Here is an 18,242-nt window from a genome sequence, read left to right as displayed (position 1 = left end):
ATGAAACTTGTCCTGGTCATCAACAACACGTCTACGCTTGAAAACGGCAGTAAAGCCACTGCCACATTTGACAAGGCAGGCGGAAATATCGGTTCTGGTGAACAGTGTCACTGGCAGCTGCTGGATAGGCGCAACTCTGTTTCTCGCGAGCATGTACGCGTGTTTTTTCAAGACGGTGTTTATTGTGCCGAAGCCGTGAGTGATGAAGGCATCATCGTAAATGGTTCCAATCGGCCAATCCCGACGGGTCAGAGATTTCGTGTCTCTGACGGTGATGTCTGGAAGGTTGGGGCATTCAAGTTGACCACTTATGTGGTTGCTGAAGGCAGCGAACTGGAAGACCAAAGCGAGCAGTGGGCTGGTCGCTTTGCAGCCATAGACACAATTGTGTCCGGACGCTTGCAGGATGAAGACGAGCACACACAAGATAACATCGAATACATCCTCGCGGACCGATTAGAAAGTGACCTCAGTGAGGATTTCTTCGCAGGCAATCAGCGGGCAGGGGTCCTTGCATGCGATCCTGTAGAGGTTCTTGACCAGCAGGATGATGAAGGCCTGCCAGGCAATCAAGATCCGCTCTCTCAATTAAATCATGACAGCAAGCCCGACCAACAAGAGTTGGACGAGGACTTATTGAGCACTCTGGGGCTACAGCCTGAAAACAGCGGTAAGGCACTGGGTGTGGATGATCCTCAAGCACATCACCGTTTGATGATCATGCCCCAAGCAAAAGGAAACCATACTATGACCAATACAGGTACAGAGCCGGTTGATCCGGATATGGACAGCTATCTTGAGTCTCTGACGAACTCGGGCGGGCAAGAAATGTTGGTCAGCGATATTCAGGAGACCGAAAGTTGGCATGGTTCCGTTGCTCTTTCTGAATCCGGAGAAGAGGGCATGGTAGATCATGTGGTGCTGCGACCTCTTCTGACTGCACTGGGACTACCGGCCGGCAATATGAGTTTGCCTGAAGCGAACCGTATCACTCAGGATGTTGGTGCTGCCTTGAAAACGGCAATTGCTGGGTTGATGGCCATTCATACGCAGCAGTGGGAAGACCGTTCGTCAATGAACGACACTCACCTGCATCCGGTGGAAGATAATCCGATCCGACTGGCTCAAAGCCCTGAGCAGGCGATTGAGGACCTTTTGCTTGTTCAAAGCCCTGTTCATTTGAATGCTCCCTCTGCCATTGAAGAGAGTCTGATGCAGATTGAACTGCATGAGAAGGCAAGCCGTATTGCGGCGGATGAAGCTCTGGAAGCGGTTCTTCTCGGCCTTTCTCCTGAGAACCTGAAAAACCGGTTTGCACGCTACAAAGGACATGCCCCGCGGACAGGCGATCTGGATGGCTGGAATTGGCAGATGTACGAGCATTACTACCAAGAAATGCGCTCTGGTCGCCAACGCGGATTGACGCGCATGTTCTGGGAGATTTTCCGGCAAGTCTATGACCGCGAAATGCGGAGCCAGCACTTGTATGCAGCTGAGTGACGTTTGATGGCTAGCGAAGATTTGAAAGTGTCCAGCTTTGAGAAGAATGAGGCGGTAGGCATACGATGAACTGGGGTTGGACACTAAACGCGCTCCTGCAAAAGGGCTTCCATCTTGCCTTTGCACTAGTTGCACTGCTGGCGTTGAGTGCATGCGAAGCACAGAAAATTCCTGAGAAGGTTTTCAAGGTTGTCATGGACCCAGGCATTCCGGTTGGAGAGCCTAAGGACCAGCCGACACTGATTGATGTGACCATTTTCTCAGAGCCAGGATCGAACAAGAATGATCTGGGTGAGAGCGTGCCGATTGATGTCTGGGTCTTCCAATTGGGTGACGATGGCAAGTTACTGCAATCCTCTTTTGAAGAGGCAACCGAAGACTATGAAAACGCTCTTGGAACCACTTTCATTGATGTGAAGGAAGTTCAAGTCATGCCCGGTGAATCCAAGGTCGTGAGCGAACTGGAGCTGGACGAAGACACTGTTTTCATTGGTCTTGTGGGTGGCTATGCGAAGCCTGAAAAAGTCGATTGGCGCGTCGTCGAGCAGGTCAAGCCCAAGGGAGAAACTTACAAGCTGCTTGCTGTCATCAGCAGAAAAAAAATTATCACGAACCTTCATCGGTAGGTTTGAGAGCAAATAGGTTTATTTAGATTATGTCACTGCGAAACCATGTAATTTGGCGGGATGGTCTGTTTTTGAAGCCCCACCATTTTCAGCAGCAACAACGATATTTAGAGCATCTTATCCGCTCTCGCAGCGAGGCGATTGATCCTTATCAGCACGGGGTGAGCCGGTTGGAGATCAATAAGGAAAGCCTGCTGCACGGTAAGTTGCTGGTTGACTATGCGCTGGGAATTTTCCCCGACGGTACAACGATTGATGTGCCTGGCGAAACAATGGCGCCTGCACCTTTAGATGTGAGCGGTGAAAACGTCGTCGGGCAGATGGTGTATCTGGCTTTGCCATTGCGCTCAAACGGTGTTCCCGAAGTAGAAGACCCGCTCAACCCTCAGGATGCGACGCGGATGCGTGCGTTCTCTCAGGATGTGCGCAACAACACCAGTTCAGATTCAGAGGCGTTTCTGGTGGATGTGGCTCAGTACCGCCTGCGATTGATGCTCGAACGTGAAGACCGTTCTGCTTTCACGTGTCTGCCCCTAACGCGTATCCGGAACAAGAACTCAGACGGCAGCGTGGTGCTGGATGATGAGTTTCTACCAATGGCCTCAACCATTGATGCTCAACCCCGCCTGCGTAAAACCCTTGATGATCTCGTAGGACTGCTGCGCCAGCGTGCCTCACACATTTCAAGCCGCATGGGTACACCGGGTCAGCGAGGCGTCTCGGATGTTTCTGACTTCCTGATGCTGCAAACAATCAACCGTTTATGGCCGGAATTCCGGCACATGTCCTCCCTCAAAGGCGTGCACCCAAAAGAGCTCTATAAGATGTTCTCTGGGGCGGCCGGAGAGTTGGCAACGTTTACGCATGAACAACGCATGCCAACAACGTGGCCGGCCTACCATCACGAGGAACCGCAGATTTGTTTTGACCCTGTGATTAGCTCTTTACGCCAGTCGCTATCGACGATCTTTGAAGCAAACGCAATCGCACTACCGTTGAACAAGCAGAAGTACGGCATCATCACGTCACCGCTCAGTGATCGGTCGCTTCTGAACTCAGCAATTTTTGTTGTTGCAGTGAAAGCCAGTATGGAGCTGGAAGAACTGGCAAAGTCGTTCCCGGCGCAAACCAAGGTGTCGTCCATTGAGCGAATTCGCGAGTTGATCCATCTGCATTTGCCCGGGGTCGTGCTTCAAAGGCTTCCTTCTCCGCCACGGCAACTGCCGTATCATGCAGGGTTCTCCTACTTCCAGCTGGATGCCAACTCCGCAGGTTGGCAATACATTGAAAACGCGAGTGGTTTTGCCTTCCACATCGCGGGTGAATTTGCTGATTTGCAGCTGCAGTTCTGGGCTATCCGCAATGAAAGGACGACATGATGAGTGAAGTTGCAAATCTGTTTGACTCTGGTGATCCTGAAGTTGTTGAAGACGCGCCAATTGCAAGTGCTGAAACAGTGCCTCAGAATTTGAAGGATGTTTCCCCAAGGCCAGTGCAGCACATCAGCTTCCCCATGCGTGGACACAGCATCAATAAAATCATTGATGCAAGCCAGTCCTTGCTTGCCTTGATTTCACGCATTCCGGAAGTCTCTGAAAACAACAAGTTGGACTACCTGCACAAAGATGTTCGGGCTGAGATTGAATCCCTTGAGCTGGAGCTTCAACGTGAGGGTTTTGATCGTGCCACCATTCTGGCGCACCGCTATTGCCTGTGTTCTGCAATTGACGAAGCGGTGATGTGCTCTCCCTGGGGGCAGAATTCCGACTGGTCCGAGCGCAGTTTGCTGGCATTGTTTCATAGCGAAACCTGGGGCGGTGAGAAATTTTTTATAGTTCTCAGCCGTCTGATGAGGGATCCAGTTCGTTACATTGAGTTGATTGAGTTCCTGTATTTGCTGCTCGGGCTTGGTTTCGAAGGCAAGTATCGAGTGATGCACAATGGCAAGCTGCAGCTCGAAGAAATCATGCGTGATGTTCACCACGTCATCCGGCAGGAGCGGGGTGAGGGGAATTTCGAACTTGGTCAATCAGAGAACAAAGTGATTGAGAAAGCGCATGTCGTTCATTGGCATACACCTGTTTCTCTTGTTTGGATTAGCCTTTTTATTTTATGCGCGCTGACCTACGCCGGGTTTTATTGGCAGATAGACCAATACACCGATGGGGTCGTCACTCAGCTGCGTGAAATGCTTTAATTTTGGAGATCGAGTATGGCTCGACTGGAAATCAAGGCGCTGATTGAGCGTCTCAACTCATGCTGTCGTCAGGCAATTGAAGAAGCTGCCAGCCTTTGCGTTTCGAACTCGCATCAGGAAGTGACAATTGAGCATTTCCTCATTTCACTTGTTTCACAACCTGCGGTGGATATTAGATTACTGGTACAAAGCCAGAATGTAGATGCAGACAAGTTGAACGAGGCCCTTCGTGCAACGTTCAACCGATATCGCAGAGTTGAAGCTGATCGCACGCCAACGTTCTCACCGCTGCTTCAGGACCTCTTGCAGGATGCATGGTTGATTGCCTCCGTTGAGCAAGGTGAGAAAACCGTCCGCTCTGGTGCTGTTCTCATTGCCCTGCTCAATGAGCGTGGCCGCTATATGCAGATGGACTACTACCCGCTGCTAGAGCGCGTCTCATCTGATGTTTTGCTGCGCGATTTCGAAGCGTTGACGGCTGGCTCTTTCGAAAAAGATCATCGTGCCATGCCGGGGACAGCATCAGGTGCAGGAGAGGGGGCAGACGGCTTCCTTCAAAAATACGGCACCAACTTCACTCAGCTGGCGAAAGATGGAAAGATTGATCCGATCTTCTGCCGCGATAATGAGATCCGCCAGATTATCGAAATCTTGTGCCGCCGCCGAAAGAACAATCCAATTTGTGTTGGTGAAGCTGGTGTAGGTAAAACCGCACTGGCCGAAGGTCTTGCCCTGCGCATTGCGAATGGTGACGTCCCTGCAGATTTCGCCAACGTTTCCCTTTGGGGGCTGGATATCGGAGCGCTGCAAGCTGGTGCGTCTATGAAGGGTGAATTTGAAAAGCGCCTGAAAGGTGTCATCGACGAAGTCCGCTCCAGTCCTGAACCGATTATCTTGTTTATTGATGAAGCACACACTCTGATTGGAGCTGGTGGTGATCAAGGTGGTTCTGATGCTGCGAACCTACTGAAGCCTGCTCTAGCCAGAGGTGAGCTGAAAACAATTGCCGCAACAACATGGTCTGAGTACAAAAAGTACTTTGAGAAAGACCCTGCACTGACCCGTCGCTTCCAATTGGTGAAGTTGGATGAACCGACCATTGATGAAGCGATCATCATCATGCGTGGGCTCAAAAAAGCCTACGAAGATGCGCATGGTGTTTACATCACCGAAGAAGCGATTGGCGCTTCTGTCCGTCTGGCAGCGCGTTACATCACTGGCCGTCAGCTTCCAGACAAAGCGATTGATGTGCTGGATACGGCCTGTGCCCGCGTTCGAGCTGGGGCCAATACGCCTCCTGTCGAACTACAAGATGTTGAGCAAAGCCTCCAAACCTTGAGCTGGGAAAGAGAAGGCCTGGAGCGCGACCAGCACACAGGCCCATTGGAGCCTGAGCAATTAGAGCGTCTCAAAGCCATCGCAGACCAGTTGAATGAGCTTGAAGCACGTAAGGCGGAGCTTTCGCAACGTCTGGAAACACAAGTTTCCTTAGCTGAAAACTTCATTTCTGCCCGCGAAGATCTGTTCCAGAAGCAACCTGAAACACTCGACGAAGACGCCTTGGATGAAGTCCGTGCGAGTCTTGCAAACCACAAGAATGCGCTGATTGAAGAAGCTGGGGCAGAGCCTCTGATTTCGGTAGAAGTTGGACCTTCAGAGATTGCTGCAATCATAAGCGATTGGACAGGTATTCCGATCAACTCCATGGTGCAGGATGATTACCATCGTCTACTGACCCTTGCTGAAACCATGAAGAAAGCAATCAAAGGTCAGGACCACGCCATTGATGCAATTGAAGCACGCTTGCGGGCATCGAGGCTTGATCTTCACAAAAAAGGCCAACCGCTTGGTGTGTTTTTCCTTGCTGGACCTTCTGGGGTAGGAAAGACAGAGACAGCCCTTGAGGTCTCGCGCCGATTATTCGGTGGCGAAGAGTTCATTACCACCATCAACATGTCTGAGTATCAGGAGCGTCACACGGTTTCCCGGTTGATCGGCTCGCCTCCGGGTTATGTCGGTTATGGAGAGGGTGGTGTGCTTACAGAGGCCATTCGCAAGAAGCCTTATTCTGTCGTGCTGCTTGATGAAGTTGAAAAAGCCGACCCGAACGTGCTTAACCTGTTTTATCAGGCGTTTGATAAGGGAGAGCTTGCTGATGGGGAAGGGCGCCTTATCGATTGCCGCAACGTGGTGTTTTTCCTGACCAGTAATCTTGGTTCAGACCAGATTGAGAACTGGGTTGCAAGTGCCGAAGATGGTCAGGTTCCAAGCCATGGCTCGATGCTGAAATCTCTTACACCGCTCTTTGCGCAGCACTTTAAACCCGCACTCCTCGCGCGGATGGAACCATTGGTTTACCTGCCACTATCTGAAGAAGTACTGGCAGACATTGTGCAAATGCGTCTTGCTGATCTCATCCAGCTCTTGAAGGACACACAGAAGGTTGCGCTTTCCATTAGTGAAGAGGCCTATGAACGTGTAACGCAAATGTGCCGAGTGGCCTCTAATGGTGCCCGGCTTGTCGATCAGGTTATTCAACGCCAGCTATTGCCTACGTTGTCTATTGAGCTGTTAGAAGCTGGCCATCGCGGTGAACAGATTTCCGCGATTGCCATTGACAGCCCGGAAGGTGAAGACGGCTTCACTTTCGCAGCGGCCTACGAGGCAGATGCTGACGAGGAACCAGCCGAAGACCTCGCTTTGGAAGAGGCGCATTAGTATTGATATGGAGGCATCTTCTACAACAGACGCTCTGATGACATTGATGACGTGCAGGTCAGAAAATGAACTGCGCGCCATGATGTTGAAGACTGTGTTGGCGTCAACCAGAGCACAAGCTATCGCTGTTTACTTGCCAGATATTACTGGCCGCAAGTTGATACCTTTTGCATGTGATGGCGGGCTACCGGTAGCCCGCCTTCCACAGCTTGACAATGAAGTCGGCACCGAGCGCTTCCGTGAGCTGGATGTCTTGCAGACTGAGCCATTCTATTTTGGGAAGACGCCATCTTCTGCGAAGACACAAGATCTGAGCTCAGCTCTGTTCTGTCGTCATGGCTCTCTCGTTGCCCATCGGATACTGTTGGAAACGTCAGAAGGTCATAACGCATACAATCAAGTCTACATTTTCCTGCTCACTTCAACAGGTAGTACTCCAAGACTTCAGGAGGAGCACCACACGCTGCATGTGTTATGGCGCTCATATTTCCACCTGTCCCCTTTGCTTGTCTCTCTGGAGAACCTGCTGAAAACCGAAGAAACGCAGGTTGAAAAGTCGAAGCACCAAAAAGGGCAGGTCGACTCCATGCTCTCAGATAACCTCGTGGGACGCTCACCGCAGATAACCCAGGTCAGAGAGAAAATCGCCCAATACGCACAGAACAAGTACGCGGTTTTGGTGCAAGGGGAGACCGGGACGGGCAAAGAAGTCGTTGCGCGATCCTTACACCGGCTCTCACAATTTTCTGATGGACCTTTCATTGCAGAAAATATTGCAGCTCTGCCAGAGAACCTTATTGAGAGCGAGTTGTTTGGCTATAAAAAGGGTGCTTTCACCGGGGCAACTGAAAATAGAGACGGTCTTGTCAAAAGAGCTTCTGGCGGGACGTTGTTTCTTGATGAGATTGGTGATCTGTCGATTGATCTTCAAGTCAAACTGCTTCGTATTCTTCAAGAGAAAAAGCTTCGTCCACTGGGAGGAAGTAAAGATGAGCCTGTCGATTTTCGCCTCATCTGCGCCACCCATGTTGACCTGAAAAAAGCGATTGAGAGCGGAAAGGTCCGGGCCGATCTTTTCTACCGTATTACGCAGCTCACCATAGACGTACCACCATTGCGTAGCCGCGAAGGCGATAGAGTTCATCTCGCACGCCACTTCCTGCAGGAGATTGCTGTTAGTAACGCAGACACCTCCAAAGCACTGAGTGAAGAAGCCGTCTCCCTGTTGGAAACAGCAGAGCTGAAAGGCAATGTCCGTGAGCTGCAGAACTGCATGATCAAGGCCGTCTTTCTCGCTTATGACACTGACGAAATTTCAGGAAGTATTCTCAAACAAGCCATGAATGAGCAACTCGATACTGCTGCTGTGTCCGGGGCTCAGAGCAATTCTGTTGTAGGTGAGAACGGATACGATGATCTGTTACTGGCAGAAAAAGGACTTCGCACGGTTGTCTCGAACTTCGAGCTAGACTTGATACGGAGCGCGTATTCCCAGTTCAAAGGGGATCGGAGCAAAATGGCGGATTTCCTACAAATACCAAAACGTACCCTTGCCAACAAACTCAGCAAATTCAATTGTCCAACGATGGAATTCGACCATGAGAACTAGCAGGTTTGCTCACCCGATTTTTTCAGCAGCGCTGGCCGGCCTGATCGCGGCTCCTACCAGTATTTCTCTATCATCGACCTCTTATGCAGAAACGATCACCTTGGAAAAGCAGGTGGTTGAAAAATGCACTCTCACCATTGGTCGGGTTAATCGTTTGTCGTGCTTTGACCAGTTGCTTAAGACCCCGCTTGAGGTCTTATCTGCAGGAGAACCCAATCCAGAGTTCGTTGAGAATGTGAATGCACCTGCGGGCCGTTTAGAACGGCAGGCGAAAGCGATGGAACGAACGCGATCTTCAGGGGATTTAACCTGGCAGTTTCGCTTTGGCGCAGTCGGACATCCCGCGATATTCAGGTGGGATGAGATCCAGGAAGAGAGCATCCCTGCTCAACCACTGGAGCAACGTGATGGGGCAATCCCTGAGAAGGCACAGGCACTGCAAACTGAACAAGGACAGCAACCGGTCATTCAGCCAGGTGAAACCAATGTCTACCTCAGCATGAAAGCGGTGCAGTCTGTTGATGCTGGTATCGAGGAAAAGCCTGCGATCTTGCTGCTATCCTGTGTTGAAGACATCACAACAGTTGCCTTGGTGCTTAATGAGCCACACGTTAAACGCCGGGTTCCAATCCGCGTTATGCTGCGCGATCAGCGTGTCGACAACGATGTCTGGCAGAGCGCGGAAAGCAAACGCATTCTTATCAGCCCGCGTGGATTGACCAGCATCGCACACATTAATCGTTGGGCCAACGTGGATCGGGTGCAACTTGATGTTGTGTCAGATGAGGGCTCGCGTGCCTACCTATTCGACTTGGCAAACCTTCAGGAGATGCTGCCGCCTCTTCGCAAGGCGTGTCACTGGTAGGAATTTGATTTTTTGAGACAGGCATTTTTCCAATGAAGCATAGTTTCCGTATTGCTGTGATACTGGTAACCCTCGGGTTTCTGACAATTCCAGCCTATTTGATTTGCGACTATCTCAATCTCATTCCCGATGAGTATTCCATGGTGCGTAACCTTGTCGTACTTGCGGGTGGTAAGATTGAAACGTTTAGAAGTCAGTTACCCATCCCCAAAGGCGTGCCTTACACCCCAATTGAGCAAACATCGGTATTTTACAATGTTGCAGCTGGTCTGAGTGCACTCTTCACTGTTTTTGTTGCAATTCCAGCGTTTTTATTGCTCGCATATATCGCCAGTTCAGCTTTCGCAGCAGTTAAGGCAACACGTCGTAACTACGTTTTGGGACAGTTCACCAAAGCCGCAGAACTCCTTGAATCCGGGAATGGCGCTTTGCGTGAAGCCGGTGTTGTGATCCTTTCAGAAATCGCAAAGTCCAATCCAAATGAACACTTTCAGGACGTCCTGCAACTTCTGGCCGCTCACATTCGCAGCACAAGCTCTGCACAACGCTCAAACTTGATGGCCGGCAAAGAACATGCTCGTGCCCGTGGGGAGTTGATTGCATCAGTGCAGAAGGTGTCTGAACTAAGAAAGCTACTCAGAAAGAAAGACAGAAGCATTCAGCTGGATCTAACCGGAGCATATTTCCGGGGCATGAAGAGCAGTGGTGGCCTGATTGGGAAATCAAGCACACACGGCCCTGACCTGAGCTATTGCCTGTTAACTGACAGTGTCTTCGACGATGCCGACCTCACCAACGCAAACTTCTCGCAAGCAAACGTAAACCGTGCCCGCATAGAAGAAAAGTGGAAAGCTTTATTCTCCGTAGAACAATGGGCCAGCGTCCAAGTCATCAACGAAAAAGGAAAAGTCATCCGCCCACCCATCACTTGATAGGTGGGCGTTTTGATGAGCACTAACAGCATCATGAGTTAACGTCAATGGCATTAATAGTACACCTAAACTACCTAAAAGCTTCAGAAACAATAGCCCACCTGTCTGCTGGAAGCGTTTTGGGTGTCGTAATTTGAATTGTTGGGCCTACTTGCTTGTTTTTTAGAGAGCCAGTCAGCAATTTTGTTGCTTGGTCGGCGGCGAGCCAGCCTTGGAGGACGGGGAAATCTACGACTGATGCGGCGATTTTGCTTGAGCGGAGGCCGCGTTTTACTGCGTGAGAGTAATAGGTTGCGTAGATTTTTGGCTTCGATGCGCAGGGGATAAGGTTGATGAGGGACATGGCAGCTTCTGCGGCAGGGGCGCTGCCAACGAGGATGTCGTTGGGGCCGCACTCTGCAACAGCAGCTTCTACTTGTTGGAACTGATTGTGGTAGTCGCTGTCTGCTTCAAAGTTTTTGATGACGGTGATGCGATCAGATTTCAACCCTTCTCTAAGGCCTCTTTCTAGAATAGGAGCCCAACCAGAAGATGAGGGGCCTGACACCATTCTGACCGTGAACTGACGGTCTGGTCCTTTGGGCAAGTCGCTGACGATCTTCTCTCCCAGCATCTGTCCCATACGTTCCCAGGAAACAGCTATTTTTGCAGTCAAATCAGGAGAGGCAAGATCGTTCACAAGGGCGATAACCGGTACTTGTTGGCTAGCCTTTGAAACAGCTTTAAGAAGTTTAGGCGCTTTTGCACTGACAGCACCAATTACAATTGCATCGTGTCCTTTGGAAACACAGGTGCGGATTTGTTCTACCTGACGGTCTAGATTTAGGTAGCCACCTGCTTCATGCCAATCAAAGTTCAGCTGTAGTTGCTTTGCCTTCTCCTGAAATCCAGAGTGAACGCTTATCCAGTACTCATCTTTCATATGAGGGACGAGAACGCAAACGGAGAAGCCTTTTCCAGAAGCCTTGGAGGGAGTGTATGTAGCCGATTGGGCAGGGCTTGAAAAATCAAACGGTATTTTGTGGGCTTCGATAGGTAAATCAAAGTCCTGTGCTGTACTTTGGCCTACAAATGAGAGGAGGCACAGCAATAGTATTGCAGTCGCGATGATGCACTGGCCAAATTGAGTTACTGGAAACTTCATTGAATATCAGGAGCCTAAGGTGAGATTTGATAGACAGATTAAGCTGATCTTCTCAACACTTGCAGGCCTCTCCCTTCTTACCGCCATTCTGGCTTTTGGAAGTGTACTGTATCTGAGCCAAACCTATCAGGCGTTGATGCAAAGCAATATTCGTCTGACCACGGCGAGTGGTGCATTGGGGCGTTCATCAGAAACAGTGGCCCAGCTGTCTCGCGAGTTTTCGCTTGCACAACATGAAGGTGAGATTATTCGCCTTGGCGGTGAGCTTGAAAGTGAAGTGGTTACCATACAGCAAGATCTGACCTCTGTTTCTGCTTTGGAGGCGACGAAGTTCAATACAACGGTTGTTCGTGATAACGCACTAGCTCTTGTTAAAGAAACACAAAACCTTCTTGGATTGTCCCGCCAAATCAAAGCGTTCGATGTCCGGCTACAAACCCTGAGCCGGGAGGGGCTTGAAGCACTGTCTGAACTGACAGTCATTGGTGATAATCTGGTTTCCAATGCGCGAGTGGGTGTTTCGATCGATATTACGTCTCTTTATGACCAGCAAAGTCAGGAAAAAAAAGAGCAGAAGCTTGATAAGCTGGTTGATGAAGATTTCTTTCTTTTGGAACGAATGATCGAATTCAGACAGGCCGCAATCACGCTTCAGAGCCTTTTGCAGACCGTACGCTTTTCTCTTGCTAAGGAGGAGCGCGAACAATTCCTGAAAGACGCAACTGCACAATTGAAGCGGCTTGAAGGGCGTGCCTTGCTCATTCGCGGTCCGGATTGGGCCGCTCAGGTTGAGCGACGATTGAGTGAACTCAATGATATTTTCTCTCCCTCTGAACTTACAGAGATTCTGATGGGTGAGATCGATTTGCGGCAAAAGGCGCTCGATACAAGTAGAAGCGTGAGCATCAGGTCTCAGGAGCTGTCCCACAGTTTGGGATCTCTGATTGTTCTCAATCAGGAATACGCAGAAAGCCAACAAAAGAGCCTGAGCTATAAGGTGGAATGGATCCTGATTGGTTTTTCGGGCCTTGTGCTGATTGTGCTTGGCGTCGCAGCTTCCATATTCATTTTTGCCAATCGAAGAATTGTTGCACGTTTGCGATCCATCGCTTCTGGAATTGTTGCACTTGCGAGAGATGATTTCACGCAGGCGATTCACAGAACCTCCCGAGATGATCTTGGGGGACTGGAGCGTGCTGTGGAAATTCTCTATGGCAAGGTACGTCATAACCATCAGTTGAAGTTAGACCTGCAAACGAGCAAACGCGAGCTGGAAGACAAAGTTGAAGAACGCACCCAGCAATACTTAGAGGAAGCTCGACAAAGTGATGAAGCACGGGCGCAGGCGGAGCAGGCAACACGGTCTAAATCTGAATTTCTTGCAGTGATGAGCCATGAGATCCGAACACCGCTGAATGGTGTGATTGGCATGCTGCGCCTTATCGAACATGACGTATCTGATCCAATCAAAGGTCGCATGACTATCGCACGAAAATCTGCGCAAGATCTTCTGGCTATTGCTAATGATCTTCTGAACTACGAGCGATACCGAGAAGAGCGCGTTGATATCAACAAACTACACTTTTCACTGGATGACTTTATTGCGCAGGTGGCTGATCTGGCAAAAACGGATGCGATAGAGAAAGGCCTGCACCTAGATATCAAAATCTCTCCGCTCGTCCCACGCGTTGTCTTTGGGGATGCATCCAAGTTGAGGCAGATATTGATTAACCTTCTTTCCAATGCAGTCAAGTACACTGAGACTGGCCGGGTTTTTTGGGAGATAGATCAACGACCTAGTGAAGAAGAAGGCACATTCCTACTCATCTTCTCAATTACAGATACTGGCATCGGCATTGCAGCAGACCAGCTGGAGCACATCTTCGATGTTTATGAGCATCAACCAAACAGCTACGGCAATAAACGCTTCAGCGCAGGGTTAGGGCTCACAGTTTGCCGCCGTTTAACCGAAGCGCTTTCGGGTATTCTGACCGTTGAAAGCGAACCTGAAGTCGGGTCTTGTTTTAAACTGATCGTGCCTGTTGAAGAAGGAGCACTTTCAGAAATTGCCAGTGACCAGGAGAATGAGATTGATCAAAATTTGGGGCTGAGCGTGCTGGTCGTAGAAGACCACTCTGTCAGCCGCATGGTTGCCCGTGGCTATCTGGAAAAGATGGGATGTGAAGTCACCGAAGCGCAAGATGGAGCTGCAGCTTTGAAGGCTTATGAGGAAAAGCAGTTTGATGCTGTGCTGCTTGATCTGGACCTGCCTGATATCACTGGTGTTGAGACCGCCCGCAGAATGCATGAGCTTACAAGCGCCAATCAAAAACTCCCTCGATTAATTGCGGTTACGGCTCATAAACTCAGAGATATGAGTGCGCTGGAAGCAGCAAACATCACACAGTTTGTTCAAAAGCCAATATCTCCGAGCAATCTTGTTGCGGCTCTTCAAAACGTCAGTGCGGATAAACGGCTCTCAGAAGATATTGGTGACGCAGCTCCTTCTATCGATGCCGTGAAAACCGGTCTGATAGAGGACATTCGATACATGGGCGAGGACAATGTTATGGCCATTCTTGCCGACTTCTTCGCAAAGACACCCCAGGATGTTGAAGAGCTAAAGCAGGCTTTCGCAGCTGGAGACATGAAGATGTTAGCGCACCTCGCTCACCGCTTGAAAGGAGCTGTCTCCAACTTCAATCTTACTCGAAGCGTGCAATTACTTGGAGATCTTGAAATGATGGCCGGAGACCTATCTGCCGATCAAATCAAGCTTACTCCGGTATTGTCAATGCTGGATGAGGAGCTGAGCCATTTACAGGAGACGGCTTTACATCTCGGACTTAAACCCTTGGAAGACTGATCTTCTGATTGCTTATGGATCATCCCCGATGAACAAGTAACCCTCTCCATGAACGGTAATAATATGCTCTGGGTGAGGTGGATCTTGTTCTATTTTACGCCTTAAGCGGCCAACAAGCACATCAACGATACGAGTGTCAGACACGAATTGTCGATGCGTCACGGATTGGAGGAGACGTGACCGGGAGAGGACTTGCCCTGAATGCTGAGTGAAGGCATTTAACAGCTCAAACTCGCCGCGTGTCAGAACAACAGCTGTTCCATCTTCCTGAACAATCCGCCGGCGTTTGGGATCAAAAGTCCAGTTACCAAACATCGTACATGGCTCAAGTTGCTGTGCCTGTGTTTTGCGGTGCAGCCCCACACGATAAAGCAGCACTTTCACTCTGGCCAACAACTCGCGTGCATCAAATGGCTTGGTTACATAATCATCCGCGCCCATCTCAAGTCCGATAATCCGATCGACCTGATCGCTGCGGCTTGTCAGCAAAATTATCGCGATATCAGATCGAGCGCGTTGCTCGCGCGTAATCTGCAAGCCATCTTTTCCATCAAGATTGATATCAACGAGCAGCAAGTCCGGATTGTCTCGTTCGATAATCCGTTCCATCTGATCAGCGTCTTCTGCTTCGCTCACAGTGTACCGCTGCTGACGTAACAACGCGCCAAGGCGCTTACGGGTCACCAAATCATCTTCAACAATCACGATATGAAAAGTGTCACTCATGAGAGGACTTTACCGAACTCATTCTGATTACGATAGGCGGATTTACATTCTGTTACAAAATCGAACCATCCATTCATGAGCTGCGTGGGACCTGTTCAATCAAATTTGCGATGCTTTTGAAAACACAGTCATTCAAATCGTAGGGAAGAAAAATGACTACTTTCAACGTCAGTCGCCGGTCAGTTCTCAAAGGTGGTTCTGCTCTGTTTGCATCAAGCTTGCTCAGCAGTTCCGCATTGGCTTCAATTGATCCAAATTCTCACAGCCGCCGCGTGTTCCATGCAACGCACTACGGTCCATTCGAGGCCATTGTAAGAGATGGCAAGATCTCTGGCATGGCGCCAATGATCGAACTGGATGCTCGTCCCACTGAAATGCTGACATACGGCGTGATTGACCGGACCTATGATAAGACCCGAGTTCTTTATCCAATGGTGCGTAAATCCTATCTGGAAGGCTGGGAGACTGGCGAAATCAGACCAGAACTACGGGGCAAGGAAGAGTTTGTCCGTGTAGATTGGGACACGGCTCTCCGTCTCACTTCCAAAGCTATTCTTGACACCATCGAGCACTATGGCAACGAAGGTATCTTCTCTTCATCTTACGGTGGTTGGTCTCATGCGGGTGTGATGCGGCCAAACGTATTGCAAGGTCGCTTCTTCAATCTGTTCGGTGGTTGCTCCATGACCGCAGGCGATTACTCCGGTGGCGCCTCTCAGATCAGCCTGCCGCATGTGATTGGCGACATGGAAGTGTATTCCGCACAAACTTCCTGGGAAGTCATCCGGGATGAAACCGAGATCTTCCTGCTTGTTGGCTGTGATCCGATTAAAAACAACCGTGTTGAATTCCGTGTTGCTGACCATGGCATGTATGCACATTGGGAAGAAATTCGCGACAACGGTGTGAAGTTCATCTCCATCAACCCGCAGCGCACTGCATCTGATGAATTCTTCGATGCGGAATGGCTCAAGATCATTCCAAACACAGATGTCGCCCTGTTCAACGCCATGTCTTACCACGTGGTGAAAAAGGATCTGCACGACAAAGCCTATCTTGCAAAATATGCAGAAGGCTCAGACAAGTTCATCCACTACCTGATGGGTACGGATGATGGCGTTGAAAAATCACCTGAATGGGCTTCCGAGATCACAGGCATTTCTGCTGATAAAATCAGAGAGCTTGCAGAACTCTTCGCTTCCAAGAAAGTCGAAATTGCCGGTGCATGGTCACTCCAGCGTGCTCACCATGGTGAAATGACACACTGGGCGATCATTAACTTTGCAGCACTGACTGGTAAAATCGGTAAGCCAGGCCAAGGCGTAGGTTTCTCCTGGCATTACGGCAATGGCGGTATGCCAACCTCTGGTAAATCGACACCATCCGGCTTGGCTCAAGGCCGCAATCTGGTCAGCGCAATTTGCCCGGCATCTCGTATTTCTGAAATGCTGAAGAACCCAGGCAAGGAGTTCACGCACAACGGTTCTGTGCGCACGTTCCCAACTGTTAAGATGATCTATAACGCTGGTAACAACTTCATGTCTCACCAGCAGGATACAAACGAACTGATCAATGCACTTCAAACAGTGAATACGGTTGTTTGTCAGGATCCATGGTGGTGCGCATCCACACGTTGGTCAGACATTGTGTTGCCTGCATCTACGTCTCTTGAGCGTGATGACATCACATCCGGCGGCACTTATTCAAATGACCGCGTTTACGCCATGAAAAAGGTGATTGAGCCACTTGGGGAGAGCCTGAGCGATTACGAGATCTTCGCCCGCCTCGCTGAGAACTTTGTGCTCGACACTCAGTTTACTGAGAGCCTTGAATACATGGATCATATCAAAGCGGCCTACGCACGCAGTTCTGCGACCGAGAGCTTTGAAGAGTTCTGGGAAAAAGGCTATGCACGGATGGATGTTCCTGTAGAAGCTCGCAAATGGGTTCGTCATGGCGATTTCTATGAGGATCCAGAAGGACATCCACTGCACACCACATCTGGCAAGGTGGAAATGTTCTGTAAGAGCATTGCTGAAATGGAGCTGGATGACTGCCCTGGCATGCCTGTGTGGATGGAACCTGCAGAGTATCTTGGCAACGCCAAAGAAGGTCAGCTGCATGTTGTGAGTCCGCACCCATGGTATCGCCTACACTCACAGATGGGCAACTCCGAGCGCCTGCGTGAACTTTACATGGTGCAAGGCCGCGAACCTGTCCGCATTAGCGCTAAGGATGCAGAAGAACGCGGTATTGCTGATGGTGACTTGGTAGAGCTTTACAATGATCGCGGAACAGTGATTGCGGGCGCGGTGGTTTCCGATGAAATTATGCCGGGTGTTGTCTCAATCTATGAAGGTGGCTGGCCGCAGGTCGATTCCAAAGGTCGCTGTAACTCTGGCTTGATCAACTTTGTAACCTCGTCCCGGCGCTCAAGTGGCCTCAGTCAGGCAACTACAGCAAACACCTGTCTGGTATCTTTGCGCAAATGCGAAGACCCTGAAGGTCCAAACCGTGCCTATGAACCACCTGCAATTCTGGAGGACGTGACTTTCTCTGCAGTATCAGAAGAAGCAGTGAATTCTGATCGCATCGATGGTCTCGTGGAAGCTCTTTACGAAGACATGAGTGAAGGTGAAAAACTCTTCTATCAACGCTGCACTGTGTGCCACGGCCCTCGCGATCCATCTCAATTCACACAGCTCCAGTGGAAAGGCATCACCCAATCCATGTTCCCACGCGCAGGACTAGAAGACACGGAAAAAGCCCAAGTCCTAGACTTCCTCCTAAAAAACGCTAAGGATGCCGGTTAGGCTTTAAAGCGTATCGAGAAACGAAGGGCCGGAGTTTCTCCGGCCTTTTTTCGCTCGAATTCCAGTGCTCTTTCTTTCACTTCAGATGCAGTTTTTGATGTATCTCACTTCGTGACATTGATGTTTGCAAACGAAATTGAGCTTCAGTAGAAGTTTCTGGATTGACATTCTTCCACAAAATCGATCGCAACCCAGATAGCTAAAATCCTAAGTGAAATCTTAAAATGAGAGAACACCGATGCCCAT

Annotated in this window: 12 protein-coding genes; 10 read left to right on the top strand and 2 right to left on the bottom strand. The window is 49.9% G+C overall.

Annotated elements, in window-relative coordinates:
- The 8 genes from tagH (at position 1) to DHN43_RS13825 (ending at position 10,447) form a co-directional block, all read left to right on the top strand.
- A complete protein-coding gene (gene tagH / locus DHN43_RS13860; protein ID WP_108818975.1) occupies positions 1-1,500 on the top strand; it encodes a type VI secretion system-associated FHA domain protein TagH in 1,500 nt (499 codons plus the stop codon).
- A 65-nt stretch (positions 1,501-1,565) separates the two neighbouring features.
- Positions 1,566-2,126: a type VI secretion system lipoprotein TssJ gene (tssJ, locus tag DHN43_RS13855; RefSeq protein ID WP_057462090.1), complete on the top strand. Its 561-nt coding sequence runs from the start codon at positions 1,566-1,568 to the stop codon at positions 2,124-2,126.
- A 29-nt stretch (positions 2,127-2,155) separates the two neighbouring features.
- Positions 2,156-3,505 carry a type VI secretion system baseplate subunit TssK gene (gene tssK / locus DHN43_RS13850; protein WP_082596636.1) on the top strand — a complete coding sequence of 450 codons (1,350 nt, stop codon included), beginning with the start codon at positions 2,156-2,158 and terminating at the stop codon, positions 3,503-3,505.
- Entirely contained in the window at positions 3,505-4,323 is an 819-nt protein-coding gene (gene icmH / locus DHN43_RS13845) for a type IVB secretion system protein IcmH/DotU (RefSeq protein ID WP_208980635.1), read from the top strand. The genes tssK and icmH overlap by 1 nt, the downstream gene beginning before the upstream one ends.
- Positions 4,324-4,338: 15 nt before the next feature.
- Positions 4,339-7,041, top strand: a complete 2,703-nt coding sequence (tssH, locus tag DHN43_RS13840; RefSeq protein WP_108818974.1) for a type VI secretion system ATPase TssH — start codon at positions 4,339-4,341, stop codon at positions 7,039-7,041.
- 37 nt (positions 7,042-7,078) lie between these two features.
- Positions 7,079-8,650, top strand: coding sequence for a sigma 54-interacting transcriptional regulator (locus tag DHN43_RS13835; protein WP_108819050.1), 1,572 nt, complete (start codon positions 7,079-7,081; stop codon positions 8,648-8,650).
- The gene (locus DHN43_RS13830) at positions 8,640-9,515 is read left to right on the top strand and encodes a type VI secretion system-associated protein TagO (protein WP_108818973.1); all 876 of its coding nucleotides are present in this window, start codon (positions 8,640-8,642) and stop codon (positions 9,513-9,515) included. Before DHN43_RS13835 ends, DHN43_RS13830 begins: the two co-directional genes overlap by 11 nt.
- A 32-nt stretch (positions 9,516-9,547) precedes the next feature.
- Positions 9,548-10,447: a pentapeptide repeat-containing protein gene (locus tag DHN43_RS13825; RefSeq protein WP_108818972.1), complete on the top strand. Its 900-nt coding sequence runs from the start codon at positions 9,548-9,550 to the stop codon at positions 10,445-10,447.
- A gap of 70 nt (positions 10,448-10,517) precedes the next feature.
- Here the strand turns inward: DHN43_RS13825 and torT are convergent, their stop codons facing one another.
- The gene (gene torT / locus DHN43_RS13820; protein WP_108818971.1) at positions 10,518-11,591 is read right to left on the bottom strand and encodes a TMAO reductase system periplasmic protein TorT; all 1,074 of its coding nucleotides are present in this window, start codon (positions 11,589-11,591) and stop codon (positions 10,518-10,520) included.
- 19 nt (positions 11,592-11,610) lie between these two features.
- Here torT and DHN43_RS13815 point away from each other — a divergent pair, with 19 nt between their 5' ends.
- The gene (locus tag DHN43_RS13815; RefSeq protein WP_108818970.1) at positions 11,611-14,457 is read left to right on the top strand and encodes an ATP-binding protein; all 2,847 of its coding nucleotides are present in this window, start codon (positions 11,611-11,613) and stop codon (positions 14,455-14,457) included.
- Between the two features lie 12 nt (positions 14,458-14,469).
- On the opposite strand, the gene DHN43_RS13810 is transcribed toward DHN43_RS13815, so the two are convergent.
- Positions 14,470-15,183: a response regulator gene (locus DHN43_RS13810; RefSeq protein WP_108818969.1), complete on the bottom strand. Its 714-nt coding sequence runs from the start codon at positions 15,181-15,183 to the stop codon at positions 14,470-14,472.
- Between the two features lie 152 nt (positions 15,184-15,335).
- Here DHN43_RS13810 and DHN43_RS13805 point away from each other — a divergent pair, with 152 nt between their 5' ends.
- Complete coding sequence (locus DHN43_RS13805) at positions 15,336-17,996, top strand: molybdopterin-dependent oxidoreductase (protein WP_108818968.1); 2,661 nt, start codon at positions 15,336-15,338, stop codon at positions 17,994-17,996.
- Positions 17,997-18,242: the final 246 nt, after the last annotated feature.

It is taken from the genome of Pseudovibrio sp. Alg231-02 (assembly GCF_900143565.1).
Lineage (GTDB): Bacteria > Pseudomonadota > Alphaproteobacteria > Rhizobiales > Stappiaceae > Pseudovibrio.
Note: the sequence above shows the minus strand (reverse complement) of the source record. Positions and strands in the feature narration are given on the sequence as shown.